We start from the raw sequence: 14,828 nt of genomic DNA, 5'->3' as shown, positions 1-14,828 counted from the left end.
ATGACTGCACACAGCGGCGACGAACTCGCGCGGTTGCGCGCCGAGAACGCTCGGCTGGCCGGGCTGCTCGAGGCCCATGGCATAGCCTGGCGCGTGCCCGAAGCCGCGGACGCGCCGGCTGCGATGATGCCGCTGACCATAGACGAGAAAGTCGCGCTCTTTCGCCGGCTGTTCCGAGGACGCACCGATGTCTATCCCGTGCGCTGGGAGAGCAAGGCGGGTAAGACAGGCTACTCGCCAGCGTGCGCCAATGAATGGCGTGTGGGCGTATGCGAGAAGCCCCGCATCAAATGCTCGGATTGCGGCCATCGACTGCTGATGCCTTTGGTCGACCAGACCATCTACGACCACCTCGCCGGTCGTCATACCGTCGGCGTGTATCCGCTACTGGCAGACGACGACTGCCACTTCCTTGCCGTGGACTTCGATGATGCCGATTGGCGCAGCGATGCCCAGGCCTTCGTTCAATCCTGCCGTGAATTGGGCGTACCGGCCACGCTGGAAATCTCGCGCTCCGGCAACGGCGCCCATGCGTGGGTGTTCTTCTCATCGAAGGTCGCGGCGCGGGATGCACGACGGCTTGGAACCTCCCTCATCAGCCATACCTGTGCCCGCACCCGGCAATTGAAGCTCTCGTCCTATGACCGCCTGTTCCCGAACCAGGACACGATGCCGAAGGGTGGATTCGGCAACCTGATTGCCCTGCCACTGCAGAAGGCATCTCGCGAGCGCGGTGGCAGCGTGTTCGTGGACGATACGCTGCAACCCCACGTGGACCAATGGGCCTTCCTTGCATCGGTGCAGCCGATGGCACCGCACGACATCGAGCCAACGATCCTGCGCGCCACCGGCGGCTCGCATCCGCTCGACGTCACCTTCATCACCGAGGAAGAACAACAAGAGCCATGGAAGCGCACAGTACCTGCCAAGCAGCGCCTGCCCGGCGCCATGCCTGCATCTCTGACCGTGACTCTGGCCAACCTGCTGTATTTCGGCAAGGCATCCCTGCCTCAAGCGCTTGCGAACCGTCTGATCCGCTTGGCCGCGTTCCAGAACCCAGAGTTCTACAAGGCGCAGGCGATGCGCCTGTCGGTATGGAATGAGCCACGCGTGATCGGCTGCGCCGAGAATTTCCCGAACCACATCGCCCTGCCGCGAGGCTGCCTGGATGCCGTCCGGGAGCTTCTGCGCGAGAACGGCATTCGCTGCGACCTGCAGGATGAGCGATTCAGCGGTGAACCGCTGGAGGTGAGCTTCGCCGGCACGCTACGGTCGGACCAAGAGGAAGCAGTCGCGGCGATGCTTCGTCACGACACCGGCATCCTGTGCGCGCCAACAGCATTTGGCAAGACGGTCACAGCGGCGGCGTTGATCGCACGGCGGGGCGTGAACACGCTGGTGTTGGTGCACCGTGCCGAACTCCTCAAGCAATGGCAGGAGCGGCTTCAGGCTTTCCTGGGCGTTGGCAAAGGCGTGATCGGCACCATCGGGGGCGGTAAGGCCAAGCCTACGGGCTGGATCGACATCGCGTTGATGCAGTCATTGTCTCGGCAGGGGGAAACCAACGAGATTGTCGAGAATTACGGCCAGGTCATTGCCGATGAATGCCACCACCTGTCGGCGTTTTCGTTCGAAGCCATCATGAAGCGAACGCGGGCGAGGTACGTGCTCGGGCTCACCGCTACGCCGATCCGACGCGACGGGCGACAGCCGATCATCTTCATGCAATGTGGCCCCACGCGACACACAGCTGCACGCCCGACGGGAGCCCCGCAAACCCTGGAGGCAATTCCCCGCTATTTGTCAGCGCACATCGCCCTTGCCGCCGACGCCGGCATACAGGACGTGTTCCGGCACGTTGCCAACGACGCCAGCCGTACCGAAGCCATCGCAGATGAGATCGCGAGCGCTTTCGAGCAGGGGCACAAGGTGCTGGTACTGACCGAACGGACCGACCACCTCGACGCCATCGGCACTACCTTGGCAGGCCGCGTGCCAACGCTGTTCACGCTGCACGGCCGCATGTCAAAGAAACAGCGCGTTGCACTGATCGGTGCACTGGATGCTCTGCCGCCTGATGCGCCGCGCGTGCTGCTGTCCACCGGCAAACTGGTTGGCGAAGGCTTTGACCATCCACCGTTGGACACGCTGGTGCTGGCCATGCCCATCTCATGGAAAGGCACGTTGCAGCAGTATGCCGGACGCCTACACCGCGAACATGCCGAGAAGACCCGCGTTCGCATCATCGACTTCATCGATGCCGGACACCCGGCCTTGCTGCGCATGTGGGACAAGCGCCAGCGCGGCTACCAAGCCATGGGTTATCGGATCCCCTCAGCAGGCGTCAACGCCCAACTGGCCTTTGACGAGCAGCAGCGGGATGGTGTTCAAGACTCTCCCCACGCCAGTGCGGTGTCATCGCTTGCAGGCAAGACAATATCGGCGTGAAGCAGCAAGAGCTTGGCCTCAATCTGAGCACGCGGCGCACACGCAGGCTCCGTCGCAACAAGCCGCCGAAGGCGTGGGAAGGCGCGACGGCAGTCGCCGCTCAAAAGGCCAGCGAGTGGAACTGCTGGCCGCAGACGTGGTTGGTCCCCAACCTCGCGCCCGACAAGGGCGCGGTCTTCCGCGAAGCCGCACGCCTGCTGAGGGCCGGGCGCCGGCTGACGCTGGCCGACATCGTGACCGATGTGCATTTCCCCGAGGGAATCCCCTGCGCCCCGTTGACGCGGTCAGCGTGAATGTATATACTGTTTGTATATACGCAGGAGACCCGATGACTTACGCCCGTGTTTTCCAGTCCGGCAACAGCCAGGCTGTGCGCTTGCCGAAGGAGTTTCGATTCACAGCCGAGCAGGTGGAGATCTTCCGCCAAGGCAACGACATCGTTTTGCGTGAGCGGCCCGCCAGTGCAGCCGCCATCTTTGACGCCCTCGTCGGCATGCCTGCCGACTTCATGGCCGATGGCCGCAGCGACAGCCCTCCCCAGGAGCGGGAGTCGTTCTGAATGGCCATTCGCTATCTTCTCGACACCAACATCTGCATCTACATCGCCAAGCACAATCCGGCCACCGTTCGAGCGCGCTTTGAGCAACTGAGCGCCGACGTCCTGGTCATGTCGGTCATTACGCTGGGCGAACTGCAACACGGCGCGGAAAAAAGCCAGGCCCGTTCCAAGGCCCTGGCTGCGCTGCGGCAACTGCAGAGCGCCATCCAGGTCGAACCACTCACACAGGCGGTGGGCCAGCACTACGGCCAGATCCGCAGCGTCCTTGAGCGCAAAGGCCAGTCCATAGGCAACAACGACCTTTGGATCGCCGCCCACGCCCGTGCCGAAGGCTGGGTGCTGGTCACCAACAACGAGCGTGAGTTCAGCCGAGTCGACGACCTGGCTGTTGAGAACTGGGTTTGATGAGCCATCGAAATCAGCCGAAGATTTCGACAATCCTATGTCCAATATTTTGGACATTTCCAGGCGCTACGTAGAGACGGAAACCGAACTGATGTGTCAGAGATGGAAGGGTCCCGAACCCATGATCTGTTAAAATGTCCAAAATAACAGACACTTGTCGCGCTTATGAATCTCACTCAGATAGGCCATGCCGTGCGAGCTCGCCGCGAGGCGTTGGGGCTCACGCAGGCGCAGCTCGCGCAACTGAGCGGACTGTCGCGCCAGACACTGGTCGGGCTGGAGAATGGGACGTTGAGCGACTTAGGCTTTCAGCGAGTCGCCCAAGTGCTTTCAGTACTGGGCTTGGACGTATCCGGGCCGACAACAGCGGCGCGCGAGAAGAAACGCGGCCTTTGGATGGCTGCCAAAACGGCCAGCGTCAGCTATTCCAGCGAACTGGCGCCTGAAACCCTGGGCCACGCACTGGCTAGCGGCGATGTTCCCGAACCCTACGTGGCACACCTGACTCACCTGTTGGATGAAGCGCCATTGCCAATCATCGTGATGGCAGTCGAAGAAGCGGCTTCTCGTGAACACGTACTGCCGCGACAAGTCTGGCGCAACGTGGCGAAGCTCGCGAAGTCGCTGGCGGTGCACCGCCAGGGGCTGCCGGCGTGATGACGAAGAGCCTTCCTCGAGGTCCGTGGGAGGTACTGTTCCCACGGGCGTTGGCGCTCATCGACGACATTCAAAAGCATGGTGGGCTCGCTGACCCGTTTTGGACGCTTGGCGGTGGCACGGTCCTGATGTTCCGATACGAGCATCGTCTCAGCAAGGACATCGACATTTTTGTTCCCGACCCGCAGTACCTCGGTTTCGTGACGCCTCGCCTGAGCGACACGGCCGCTGAACTAACGAACGACTACACGGAGCTGCCTGGCTCGTTTGTGAAGCTCCAGTTCGAGGAGGGCGAAATCGACTTCGTCGCCGCACCGAATCTTCTCGACCAGGCCTGGGAAATCTGGGAGATTGCAGGACGCAGCATAAGGGTTGAAACGGCAGCAGAAATCATCGCAAAGAAGATATATCACCGGGGTAATCGTGCCACTGCGCGCGACCTTTTCGATCTCTCGTTGGTGATCGAACGAGAGCCGCAACAGTTGAGGCGAGCGGCCACGTTCCTTCTGCGCCACCGGCAAACCTTCCTTGACCAACTTGAGCAGCCCCGGCCCGGCTTGATTGCTGGTTTCGAGGCAATTGCCGCGCTCTCATACCGCCCGACATTTGGCCACTGCGTTTCGGTGGCGCGTGAGTTTTTGACAAGCCTCCGGGATTGAGACCCTCACCGGCAAAGTCATGGGAAGAACAGACAGCCGACAGGCCGAGCTCATGCCAGCCGCAGCCTCGATCGCGTGAAGTTGGGCGGCCATCGAGCGGTCATAGAAGAACATACAACAACAATATGCCTTATGTGAAATGACGGCGGATGGCTGAAGGCGGGCCGCTTCATGGCAAATTACCCACCGCCTTGTGCCTCAACTCTGCAACGACCTCGCGCGTCATGACGCGCCCCTGGCCCGAGCTCAACCCCTCTTCGATTCGCTCGCGAAAGCGCCTCTTTGCCTGCTCCTCCTGATCTCTGCGGATCAACTCACGGCGGTACTCATTTGTTTGCATAGTGACCCAGGAGAACACGCTGAGCACCGCTCGTTCGTGACTTACACGAGCACCCTGACGCGTGAGGCGCTTGAGGATCTGCTGCGTCCCGAAGACTTTCTTGTCGAGTCCGCTCTGCAGCGTGCTCTGAGACAGCTATGGTAGGCGCATACATGCGATATTGTAGTAGGATGTGTACATCCGACCACCATTCTCGTGCCACCGCTCCAGATCTCCCATGTCTACCACCATGACTGTTCGACTTGACGACGAAGTCAAGGATCGTCTCGACCATCTGGCCGAAGCGACGCAGCGCAGCAAATCGTTCTTGGCAGCCGAAGCAATTCGTGCCTATGTTGAAAACAACGAATGGCAGATCGGCGAAGTCCAGGCTGCGTTGAAGGAAGCTGACGCTGGCGATTTCGCCAGCGACAAGGAGGTCGCGGCCTTCGCAAGAAAATGGAAGGTGAATGCGGGTTAGGTGGCTGCGTAAGGCGCTGCTCAATTTGGACGAAGAGGCCGCGTACATCGCCACCGACGATGCGGCTGCGGCGCGACTGGTCGTCGGGCGCATTCTCGACTCTGTGGCCCAGCTCGCTCATCAGCCTGGCCTTGGCCGCCCTGGGCGTATGCCCGGGACACGTGAATTGATCGTGCCAAAAACGCGTTACATCGTGCCCTATCGCGTGCGCGGAGACGCGGTCGAGATTCTGCGCGTCTTTCATACATCTCGCCGTCTGCCACAGCGTTGGTAGATAGCGCGGCACGGAGTCTGATCTCTGGCACGCCGTAAAAAAAACGGAATCGAGCGCTCGCGCCGTACCCCAGACCCAGGAACTGGGACGGCAGACTTTGCGACATTTCTACCTCTGCCTTGCCAAAACGCGACATTACTATTCAGCCGCTACATTCGGAGCCTTGGCAAGATTGATTGTGTTAAATGACGCCATCTGCTCGCAGCAGAGGCCGGTGTCAAGGTGCACTGCAGCGCCCCCTTCGCCTTCAGGTGATCCACCAACGCGTCGTGCATGCCTGCGAGCGCCATGCCCACCTCCATCAATAGAAGCCACGAGTATGAGCATTCGCCAGCACATTGAGCGTCCGCTTCGAGCTGCGGACTACCGCTACTAGGCCGCCAGTGGCACCACGCTGTTGCCCTAAAGTCTTGGATCAGTGCTTTAAACAAACTTGTGGAGTTCATCCTGGATCTGCGCGATCTCCAGTACTTTGAAGTTATTGCCGAGCTCGAGCACATGGGGCGCGCGGCCGAACGGCTGCACCGGACGCAACCCGCGTTGACAAGCTGCGTACGGCGGCTGGAAGAGGCGTGCGGCGCCCTGCTCTTCGAGAAAACAGGCCGCGGCATCCGCCTGACCAGTGCGGGGAAGGCGCTTCTCAAGTGGGCCCAGCGCACACGCTTCGACGTGGAAAGCGCGCGCCGCGAGATCGGCGACATCGGCAGAGGCCTGACTGGAAACATCAAGATCGGCATCGTGCCGACGGCCGCGCAGTTCCTTTTGCCGCCAGCCGCGCGCGACCTGATGCGCGAGGCACCCGAAGTCACTTTGCAGACCACCGTGGCGCTGGTTGACATCCTGAAGCCGCTGCTGCGCGCCGGTGATATCGATCTGATGGTCGGCACCGAGGGCGCTACTGAACCGGGGTTCGCTTCGCAGAACCTGGCCGAGGACGTGATCGTGGTCGCCGCCGCCGACACGCACGCGATCTTCGACAAGCCGAAGCCGGCCCTGAAGGACCTGGCGGGCTATCGATGGGTGCTTCAGCCCCCTGGGGCACCGACGCGGGACTGGCTCGACCAGACCTTTGATCGCCATCGAGTTCCCCGGCCCGTGGTGCAGGTCGAAAGCACGATGCTGCTGATGCTGCCGACGCTGATCGGTGAGACCGGCCTGCTGAGCTTCATCTCGCGTCTTCACCTGCAGGCCGGGCGTTCCGGCGCGGCGTTGCGCGAAGTGAAGCTGCCGGCCACGACCATGCGCCGGCGCATGGTCGTGACCTATCGCGACAGCGGCTACATCTCCCCGGCAGCGCAACGGCTGATCCATCTGTTGGCGAAATATGCCGATTCGCCACCAAGGTAATACCCAAAGTCAAATCTATCGATCTTCAAAAAGTATCGATTGGACTGAATAAGCCCCGCGCCGAATACTTGCCTCCACTGAACGCACCGCCCGCAATCGAGCAGGGTGGGCTAAACAGGAGACAAGTTCATGCAACATCGTGCCCTCGCCGCTGCGGCTTCGCGCCGCCTCATCGGCGTCGCCGCCACCACGCTCGTTGCCGGTGCGACGCTCATGGCCCACGCAACGGCGTCCGCACAGGCCTATCCATCGCGCCCGATCAAGCTGATCGTTCCCTTTCCGGCCGGCGGCGGCACCGACCTGATTGCGCGTGAAGTTGCCAACAAGGTGGCCGTCGCCAACGGATGGTCGATCGTCATCGACAACAAGCCCGGCTCCGGCGGCAACTTGGGAGTGGATGCCACGGCCAAGGCTCCGGCCGACGGCTACACACTGGTGCTGGGCCAGACCAGCAACCTGGCCATCAACCCCACGCTTTACGCCAAGCTGCCTTACAACCCGGAGAAGGACCTGACTCCGATTGTCGAGGTTGCAAGTGCGCCGCTCGTCCTCGTGGTGGCGGCGGACTCGCCGTACAAGACGCTCGCCGATGTCGTGACCGCTGCCAAGGCCAAGCCCGACTCGCTGAACTACGCCAGTTCCGGCAGCGGCACGGTGGCGCATCTCGCGACCGAGTTGTTCCAGAAGACGGCAGCAGTCAAGTTCACGCACGTTCCGTACAAGGGCGCTGCGCAAGGTTCGACCGACCTGATTGGCGGCCAGATCCAGATGTATATGTCGTCGGTGCCTACGCTGATCGGTTACGTCAAAAACGGGAAGATGCGCGCCATCGCCGTGACCTCGCCCAAGCGCACTGCCGACCTGCCGTCGGTGCCCACCATTGCGGAATCCGGCTTCAAGGGTTTTGAAGCCGTCACTTGGTTCGGCGTTGCCGGGCCGGCGGGCTTGTCGAAGGACGTGGTCGCCAAGCTGAACGGCGCATTCAACAAGGCGCTACAGGATCCGGAAGTCAAGAAGAAGCTAGCCAGCCAGGGCGCCGATGCGCTCGGTGGAACTCCTGAGCAGTTCGCCAAGCTGATCCACGACGATATCGGCCGCTGGGGCAAGATCGTCAAAGAGTCCGGCGCCAAGGTCGACTGACGCATTCAGCAGCAGAGCGAGCGCGCGATGCAGACGTTGGACAAGGAGAAGGCGGTCGCGCCTTTCTCTTCGGGGCAGGGCCGCACGAACGTCGAGGTGCCGGCGGGCGCCTGCGATTGCCATGTGCATGTGTACGACGCCCGCTTTGCGCCCGTGCCGGGCGCGCGCCTCCTGCCGCCTGATGCGAGCGTCGACGATTACCGGCAACTGCAGCAGCGCACCGGGACCGACCGCGTGGTGTTCGTCACGCCATCGAGCTACGGCACCGACAACCGGCCGATGTGCGAGGCGCTTGTTGCCTACGGCGAGGGCGCGCGGGGAATCGCCGTTGTCGACGAGCAGATACGCGATGCCGAACTTGAAGCGTTGCATGCCAAAGGCGTACGTGGCGTCCGCCTCAATCTCTCGCTGGGTGTCACGAACTCAGCGCAGCAGATCGACGTGTTGGCCGCGCGTGTCGCGCCCTACGGATGGCATCTGCAATTGCTGGCAGCTCCGGACACGCTCGCTGCCCTCGAGGCCCGCCTTCTGCAACTCCCGGTTCCTGTGGTCTTCGATCACATGGGCCGCATCGCACCATCGCTGGCGAAACGACATGCAGCCCACCGATTGATTCTTCGCCTGATCGACTCAGGTCGCGCCTGGGTCAAGTTGTCGGGCGGCTACATCGTGAGCGAAGAAGGCCCGCCGGCCTACACCGACATCGCGCTGCTGGCGCGGGGCTACCTGCTGGCCGCACCCGAACGCGTGGTGTGGGGAAGTGACTGGCCCCATGCGTCTGCCACTGCGGGTCACCAGCCCCTGCCCGACGACGCGCAGCAAATGGACCTGCTCGCGCAATGGGCTGGCGATTCGACCGCCCTGCGGCGCGTGCTGGTCGACAACCCGGCCGCGCTCTACGACTACCAAACCTGATTCTTGACAAGGACAGCCATGACCAAGCTTGACCGGCGCACCGCCCTGACGATAGCCATTCCACTTCTTGGGCTTGCTGCCATGCCCTCCACGGCGCAGGTCACCTGGCCGACCGGGAAACCCATCACCTGGGTCGTGCCCTACCCCCCGGGTGGCACCACCGACATTTTGGGCCGCGCCATTGCATTTCGGTTGGGCAACTCGCTCGGCGCCACGGTGATCGTCGACAACAAGGCTGGTGCCACCGGCACGATCGGCTCAGCGTCCGTCGCCAAGGCGGCACCGGACGGCTACACCTTGCTGGGCACATCGATTGGCCCTCAGGCCATCGTGCCGAGCCTCATGCCGAAGATGCAGTACGACCCGGTCAAAGCATTCGAGCCAGTTGTTCTGATCGGCACGATCCCCCATGTCCTCATCGTCGGCGCGGCCCAGCCCTTTCGCACGGTGGCCGAACTCGCCGCGGAGGCGAAGGCCCATCCGGAAGCGGTTTCGTTCGCCTCCGGTGGCAAAGGCACGATCCTCCAGATGCAGGGCGAACTGCTGCGCTTGCAAACCGGCACCCGAATGACTCATGTGCCCTACAAGGGCGATACCCCGGCCATCCAGGACGTGCTGGCCGGCCATGCGACCTTCATGTTTGCGCCGGTGGCTGCGGCGCTGCCGCACATCCAGAGCGGCCGGCTGCACGCGCTGGCCGTGACCTCTGCGGTCCGGCTGAAATCCATGCCCGAGGTGCCCACGATGGGTCAGGCCGGCTTCAAGGATTTCGTGGTGGAGCAGTGGCAGGCAGCCTACGCGCCGGCCGGCACGCCTTCGGCCGTGGTGCAGCGGCTGAACCAGGAGATCGTGCGCATCCTCAAGGACGCCGAGGTCGTCGCCATGGCGGACAAGCTCGGCGTCACGCTTGTGGGCAGCACGCCGCAGCAACTGGCAGAAACCCAGAAAGCAGACCTTGCCAAGTGGGTCAAGGTCATCAAGGACGCTGACCTCAGGGCCGACCGACCCACTTCCATTCCTCCTCTTACATCCGAAAGAATCCCATGCCTTCCAATCTTCCCGACATCATTCGCGACTTCGAACGCGTGCCTGCGCACATCGTGGCGCAGGCCGCTGAATTGCAGCCGGCCATCCTGGCCGATGTGGCCGGCCGCCGCGGCGCCGTGGATGGCCGCATCAAGGCTCTTCGTCCGCGCATGAAGCTCGCCGGCACCGCTTTGACCGTCGAAGTGCGGCCGGGTGACAACCTGATGATTCACGCCGCCATTGCAATGGCCAAGCCAGGCGACGTTCTCGTCATCGACGGCAAGGGTGACCAGACCTCGGCGCTGATGGGCACCATCATGATGACGGCCTGCAAGCAACTGGGCATCGCCGGCGTGGTGATGGATGGCGCCTGTCGCGACAGCATCGAGATCGACGAAATGGACTACCCGGTGTTCAGCGTCGGCACCAACCCGAACGGTCCTACCAAGAACATCGGCGGCCGCATTGGCCATCCGATTTCCATCGGCGGTGTGACCGTGCACGCCGGCGACTTCGTGATCGCCGATGGCGATGGCGTCGTGGTGGTCGAGCGCGAGAAGATCGAAGGGCTGTTGCCGCTCGCGGCCAAAAAGGTGAAGGATGAAGCCTCACGCATCTCCGCCATCAAAACTGGCGATACCGCTGCGAAATGGCTGAACGCTGCTCTCCGAACAGCCGGTGTGCTCAAGGAAGGGGAGGCGTTGTGAGCACGATCCTCGTCACGGGTGCTGACCTCGCGCCGCAGGCGCTCGCGCTGCTAGTGGGTCACGATGTCATCTATGCCGGCAAGACGCCGACCGAAGACGACCTGGTGGCACTTTGCCGTACGCATGATCCGGTGGCCATCATCGTGCGCTACGGCAAGGTCGGCAGCGTCGTGATGGACGCAGCGCCGTCGCTGCGCGTGATCTCCAAGCACGGCAGCGGCACCGATACCATCGACAAGGTGGCGGCGCAGGCCCGCGGCATCGACGTGGTCGCGGCAGCCGGTGCCAATGCCGCGGCAGTGGCCGAGCAGGCACTGGCCCTCTTGCTGGCGTGCGCCAAGTCGGTGGTGGCCCTGGATGCACGCATGCACGCCGGTCATTGGGACAAAGCCACGCACAAGAGCCTCGAGCTCGGTGGCCGCACCATCGGTCTGGTCGGCTTGGGCGCGATCGGACTGCGCTTTGCGCGCATGGCCGATGCCCTCGGAATGCGCGTGATCGGGTTCGATCCATTTGCGAAAGACTTGCCGTCGTACGTGGAATGCGTCGACTTGCCGACGATCTGGCGCGAGTCCGATGCGATCTCGCTGCACTGCCCTCTGACAGAAGACAACCGCGGTCTGCTCAATGCCACCACGCTGGCCCAGTGCAAGCGCGGCGTCGTCCTGGTCAACACGGCGCGCGGCGGGTTGATCGACGAGGTCCCGCTGCTGAGCGCAGTACGTTCCGGTCAGGTTGCAATGGCCGGTCTCGACAGCTTCGCGGTAGAGCCGATGACTGCCGGCCATCCGTTCCAGGGTGAAAAGAACTTCGTACTGAGTCCCCACATTGGTGGCGTGACCAGCGATGCCTACGTGAACATGGGCGTCGGCGCCGCCAGGAATGTGTTGCAGGTGCTGACACGCCAGCCAGCCACGACCTGATGGCCCAGTGATGCAGAACAAGAAGGAGACATCCGTGAAACGATACTTCGCCATCGCATGGCTGATGGGAACGACTGGTCTGTTCGTCACGCTGTCCGCCCAGGCGCAGTCGACCTGGCCAGCCAAGCCAGTGCACGTCCTCGTCGGTTTCTCGGCGGGTGGGCCGACCGATGTCGTCGCGCGTGCATTCGCCGACTATGCCTCTCGCACGCTGGGCCAGCCTTTCGTGGTGGACAACAAGCCCGGCGCCAATACCATCCTGGCGGCCGAGGCGGTGGCGTCTGCGCCAGCGGACGGCTACACGCTCCTGCTCGGTGCAACCAACCACACGATGATTCCCGCGCTTTACAGCCAGCGGGTGAAGTTCGACGCTGTGCGCTCTTTTGCGCCGGTGTGCTCGCTGGCCGTCAGCCCGACGGTGCTGGTCGTCGGCCCATCGATGCCGGTCAAGACGCTTGGAGGCTTCCTGAAGGAGGTCAAGGCCGCCCCCGGCAAGCGCACCTACGGCACACCGGGCAGCGGCAGTTCCGGCCATTTTGCAAGTGAGCAGTTCACGCGGCTGACCGGAACCTCGATGAATCACATCCCCTACAAGGGCGCGGCCCAAGCCACGACCGACATGATCGGCGGGCAGGTGGACAGCTCTTTTGCCACGCTGGGGTCGGTGCTGCCTCAGGTGCAGGCAGGCAAGCTGAACGCGCTGGCCGTCGCCGCGCCCAAACGTTCGGCGCTGCTGCCGAACGTGCCGACTTTCGAGGAGGCCGGCGTGAAAGGGTATTCCGCCGATGCGTGGTATGGCCTGCTCGCGCCCGCAAACACGCCGGCAGCGACCTTGGCGGTGCTGCGTCGGGTTGCGACCGAGTTCGCCCAGTCACCTGCCATGGCAGAGAAGTTCAGGCTCCTGGGTATGGAAGCGCAGAGTACCTGCGCTGAAGCCTTCGGCACGCAACTGACGCGCGAGGTGAAGGCTTACGGTGAGCTGGCCCGTGCGCTTGACCTCAAACCTGAATGAGCGCTCGCCGTTCGCCAGATTCCCGTCCGACATTCTTCGAGAACCAACCCATGAAAACCTTGATCCGTCGCGTGCTCGCTGCATGCCTCTTTGTCGCCGCTTCCGCACAGGCGGCGTTTCCGGACCGACCAATCACGCTAGTCGTGCCCTACGCACCCGGAGGCTCGGCTGATGCGCTGGCGCGCGTGCTCGCGGTACGCATGGGCGCGAAGCTCGGCACCAGCGTGATTGTTGACAACCGCCCCGGGGCGAGTGGCACCATCGGCGCAAGCTATGCCGCCAAGGCGCCGGCCGATGGCTACACCATGCTCTACGACGCCACGCCCTATTCGATCAATCCGCACCTGTTTCCGCGCATGCCCTTCGCGAGCAACGCCCTGCAGCCGCTGTCGCTCGTCTCGCTGGCGCCGAACATCATCATCGTCAAGGCCGAGTCGCCGATCAAGGATGTAAAGGACCTGGTGGCCAAGGCCAAGGCGACACCCGGCAAGCTGAACTACGCCTCCGGCGGTAGCGGCACGGTGCAACGTCTGGCGGCAGAACTGCTGCGCCAGAAGCTCGATCTCGACATGGTGCATGTTGGCTACAAGAGCGGGGGTCCTGCCATCGTCGACGTGACCGGCGGTCAGGTCGACTTCATGTTCAGCACCATCGCGGCGTCATACCCGCTGGTCTCATCGGGCAAGCTGCGCGCGCTGGCCGTGTCGTCGCCCGAGCGTTCGAAGCGCCTGCCCGACGTGCCGACGGTGGCCGAATCGCTGGTGCCTGGCTATGAGGCATTCGAGTGGAATGGTTTGCTGCTGCCGGCCGGCACGCCCGAGCCCGTCGCTGCGAAGTTGCACAAGGCCCTGGTCGACGTGCTGAAGGAAGACGAGGTGAAGCAGCGTTTCACCGACGTCGGCGTGCAAGCCCTCGGGTCCACGCCAGCCGAGTTCGCCACTTTCCTGAAGAAGGAAGACGCGAAGTGGGCCGAAGTGATCCGCAAGGGCAACATCAAGCTCGACTGAATTGCCGATGGCTGCCCTCCCGCCCACGCGTCCCGTCCCGCATTCGGTTGGTCTTGAACGACCGTCGCGCGCGCTGCCCGCCGGTGCGTGCGACAGCCACATGCATATCTTCGATCCGCGGTTCACGCCGTCGCCGCACTGGAAGCGCCAGCAACCCTGCGCAGAGGTGGCCGCCTACCGCCAGCTCCAGCAACGGCTCGGGACGTCGCGAACGGTGGTCGTCAACCCGTCGACCTACGGCACCGACAACGCCTGCATGCTCGACGCACTTGAGCAGCTTGGTGAGGACGCGCGTGGTGTTGCGGTGGTAGGCGTCGACGTGGATGACGCCGAACTCGAGCGACTCAACGCGCAACGCGTATGTGGACTGCGCGTGAACTTCGTGACGCCGCAATCCTGGGGCATCACCACGACGAAAATGCTGAGGACGCTTGCGCGCAGGGTCGCCCATCTTGGCTGGCACATCCAGGTCTTCGTGCACCCCGAACAACTGGTTGAACTCGCGCCGGTGCTCGAGGCGTTGCCGACCCCACTCGTGGTTGACCACATGGCCCGCATCGATCCCGCCGAAGGTCTGGACAGCGTCGCCTTCACCACGTTGCGTCGGCTGCTCGACCGGGGCAACACATGGGTGAAGCTGTCCGGTGTCTACATGCGCTCGCGCGAAGGCGCTCCCGCATACCGCGACGCCCAAGCGCTCGGGTGTGCATTGGTGCAGGCCGCGCCGCAGCGCATGGTGTGGGGCAGCGACTGGCCGCATACCACCGAGGCATCAGGCTCCGTTGACGACGCAGACCTGGTCAATGTGCTGCGCGGCTGGTGTGGCGACGACGGGGTGATGGACCGTATCCTCATCGACAACCCGGCACGACTCTACGGCTTCGACGGCGCCTGACCACACGCGGTCAAGCCTGCCTTCACAACTGCGGCGGCATCGAAGCCGCGACGG

Annotated in this window: 16 protein-coding genes and 1 pseudogene; all 17 read left to right on the top strand. The window is 63.2% G+C overall.

Annotated features, from left to right (window positions below; all coding sequences use genetic code 11):
* On the top strand, positions 1–2,448 hold the full coding sequence (locus ACSQ9I_RS33480; RefSeq protein WP_436316300.1) for a TOTE conflict system archaeo-eukaryotic primase domain-containing protein: 2,448 nt from the start codon (positions 1–3) through the stop codon (positions 2,446–2,448).
* Positions 2,445–2,741: a hypothetical protein gene (locus ACSQ9I_RS33475; protein ID WP_436316299.1), complete on the top strand. Its 297-nt coding sequence runs from the start codon at positions 2,445–2,447 to the stop codon at positions 2,739–2,741. Before ACSQ9I_RS33480 ends, ACSQ9I_RS33475 begins: the two co-directional genes overlap by 4 nt.
* A gap of 35 nt (positions 2,742–2,776) precedes the next feature.
* Positions 2,777–3,007 carry an antitoxin gene (locus ACSQ9I_RS33470; protein WP_093110435.1) on the top strand — a complete coding sequence of 77 codons (231 nt, stop codon included), beginning with the start codon at positions 2,777–2,779 and terminating at the stop codon, positions 3,005–3,007.
* Entirely contained in the window at positions 3,008–3,412 is a 405-nt protein-coding gene (gene vapC, locus ACSQ9I_RS33465) for a type II toxin-antitoxin system tRNA(fMet)-specific endonuclease VapC (protein WP_436316298.1), read from the top strand.
* Positions 3,413–3,577: 165 nt separating this feature from the next.
* Positions 3,578–4,069 carry a helix-turn-helix domain-containing protein gene (locus ACSQ9I_RS33460; RefSeq protein ID WP_436307021.1) on the top strand — a complete coding sequence of 164 codons (492 nt, stop codon included), beginning with the start codon at positions 3,578–3,580 and terminating at the stop codon, positions 4,067–4,069.
* Entirely contained in the window at positions 4,069–4,728 is a 660-nt protein-coding gene (locus tag ACSQ9I_RS33455; protein WP_436317102.1) for a nucleotidyl transferase AbiEii/AbiGii toxin family protein, read from the top strand. Before ACSQ9I_RS33460 ends, ACSQ9I_RS33455 begins: the two co-directional genes overlap by 1 nt.
* Positions 4,729–5,285: 557 nt before the next feature.
* On the top strand, positions 5,286–5,528 hold the full coding sequence (locus tag ACSQ9I_RS33450) for a CopG family ribbon-helix-helix protein (protein ID WP_436307023.1): 243 nt from the start codon (positions 5,286–5,288) through the stop codon (positions 5,526–5,528).
* Positions 5,518–5,802: a type II toxin-antitoxin system RelE/ParE family toxin gene (locus ACSQ9I_RS33445; protein ID WP_436316297.1), complete on the top strand. Its 285-nt coding sequence runs from the start codon at positions 5,518–5,520 to the stop codon at positions 5,800–5,802. Before ACSQ9I_RS33450 ends, ACSQ9I_RS33445 begins: the two co-directional genes overlap by 11 nt.
* Positions 5,803–6,237: 435 nt before the next feature.
* Positions 6,238–7,149, top strand: a complete 912-nt coding sequence (locus ACSQ9I_RS33440) for a LysR family transcriptional regulator (protein ID WP_436316296.1) — start codon at positions 6,238–6,240, stop codon at positions 7,147–7,149.
* Between the two features lie 129 nt (positions 7,150–7,278).
* Positions 7,279–8,289, top strand: coding sequence for a Bug family tripartite tricarboxylate transporter substrate binding protein (locus ACSQ9I_RS33435; protein ID WP_093110439.1), 1,011 nt, complete (start codon positions 7,279–7,281; stop codon positions 8,287–8,289).
* A 27-nt stretch (positions 8,290–8,316) separates the two neighbouring features.
* Positions 8,317–9,204 carry an amidohydrolase family protein gene (locus ACSQ9I_RS33430; RefSeq protein WP_436316295.1) on the top strand — a complete coding sequence of 296 codons (888 nt, stop codon included), beginning with the start codon at positions 8,317–8,319 and terminating at the stop codon, positions 9,202–9,204.
* 18 nt (positions 9,205–9,222) lie between these two features.
* Positions 9,223–10,206 (top strand): annotated as a pseudogene (locus ACSQ9I_RS33425) (Bug family tripartite tricarboxylate transporter substrate binding protein); the annotation flags it as partial.
* A gap of 41 nt (positions 10,207–10,247) precedes the next feature.
* Positions 10,248–10,937, top strand: a complete 690-nt coding sequence (locus tag ACSQ9I_RS33420; RefSeq protein ID WP_436316293.1) for an RraA family protein — start codon at positions 10,248–10,250, stop codon at positions 10,935–10,937.
* Positions 10,934–11,860, top strand: a complete 927-nt coding sequence (locus ACSQ9I_RS33415) for an NAD(P)-dependent oxidoreductase (protein ID WP_436317101.1) — start codon at positions 10,934–10,936, stop codon at positions 11,858–11,860. The genes ACSQ9I_RS33420 and ACSQ9I_RS33415 overlap by 4 nt, the downstream gene beginning before the upstream one ends.
* A 64-nt stretch (positions 11,861–11,924) precedes the next feature.
* On the top strand, positions 11,925–12,872 hold the full coding sequence (locus ACSQ9I_RS33410) for a Bug family tripartite tricarboxylate transporter substrate binding protein (RefSeq protein WP_436317100.1): 948 nt from the start codon (positions 11,925–11,927) through the stop codon (positions 12,870–12,872).
* Positions 12,873–12,922: 50 nt separating this feature from the next.
* Complete coding sequence (locus tag ACSQ9I_RS33405) at positions 12,923–13,879, top strand: Bug family tripartite tricarboxylate transporter substrate binding protein (protein ID WP_436316292.1); 957 nt, start codon at positions 12,923–12,925, stop codon at positions 13,877–13,879.
* Between the two features lie 7 nt (positions 13,880–13,886).
* Positions 13,887–14,774, top strand: coding sequence for an amidohydrolase family protein (locus ACSQ9I_RS33400; protein WP_436316291.1), 888 nt, complete (start codon positions 13,887–13,889; stop codon positions 14,772–14,774).
* Positions 14,775–14,828: the final 54 nt, after the last annotated feature.

It is taken from the genome of Variovorax sp. LjRoot84 (genome assembly GCF_964254305.1).
Classification (GTDB): Bacteria; Pseudomonadota; Gammaproteobacteria; order Burkholderiales; family Burkholderiaceae_C; genus Variovorax.
This window is presented reverse-complemented; position numbering and strand designations above follow the sequence as displayed.

Bases quoted from the DNA above. Each gene is read 5' to 3' on its own strand.
- ACSQ9I_RS33480 (WP_436316300.1), top strand. From the start codon at position 1: ATGACTGCACACAGCGGCGACGAACTCGCGCGGTTGCGCGCCGAGAAC.
- ACSQ9I_RS33470 (WP_093110435.1), top strand. From the start codon at position 2,777: ATGACTTACGCCCGTGTTTTCCAGTCCGGCAACAGCCAGGCTGTGCGC.
- vapC (WP_436316298.1), top strand. From the start codon at position 3,008: ATGGCCATTCGCTATCTTCTCGACACCAACATCTGCATCTACATCGCC.
- ACSQ9I_RS33460 (WP_436307021.1), top strand. From the start codon at position 3,578: ATGAATCTCACTCAGATAGGCCATGCCGTGCGAGCTCGCCGCGAGGCG.
- ACSQ9I_RS33455 (WP_436317102.1), top strand. From the start codon at position 4,069: ATGACGAAGAGCCTTCCTCGAGGTCCGTGGGAGGTACTGTTCCCACGG.
- ACSQ9I_RS33450 (WP_436307023.1), top strand. From the start codon at position 5,286: ATGTCTACCACCATGACTGTTCGACTTGACGACGAAGTCAAGGATCGT.
- ACSQ9I_RS33445 (WP_436316297.1), top strand. From the start codon at position 5,518: ATGCGGGTTAGGTGGCTGCGTAAGGCGCTGCTCAATTTGGACGAAGAG.
- ACSQ9I_RS33435 (WP_093110439.1), top strand. From the start codon at position 7,279: ATGCAACATCGTGCCCTCGCCGCTGCGGCTTCGCGCCGCCTCATCGGC.
- ACSQ9I_RS33430 (WP_436316295.1), top strand. From the start codon at position 8,317: ATGCAGACGTTGGACAAGGAGAAGGCGGTCGCGCCTTTCTCTTCGGGG.
- ACSQ9I_RS33420 (WP_436316293.1), top strand. From the start codon at position 10,248: ATGCCTTCCAATCTTCCCGACATCATTCGCGACTTCGAACGCGTGCCT.
- ACSQ9I_RS33410 (WP_436317100.1), top strand. From the start codon at position 11,925: ATGGGAACGACTGGTCTGTTCGTCACGCTGTCCGCCCAGGCGCAGTCG.
- ACSQ9I_RS33405 (WP_436316292.1), top strand. From the start codon at position 12,923: ATGAAAACCTTGATCCGTCGCGTGCTCGCTGCATGCCTCTTTGTCGCC.
- ACSQ9I_RS33400 (WP_436316291.1), top strand. From the start codon at position 13,887: ATGGCTGCCCTCCCGCCCACGCGTCCCGTCCCGCATTCGGTTGGTCTT.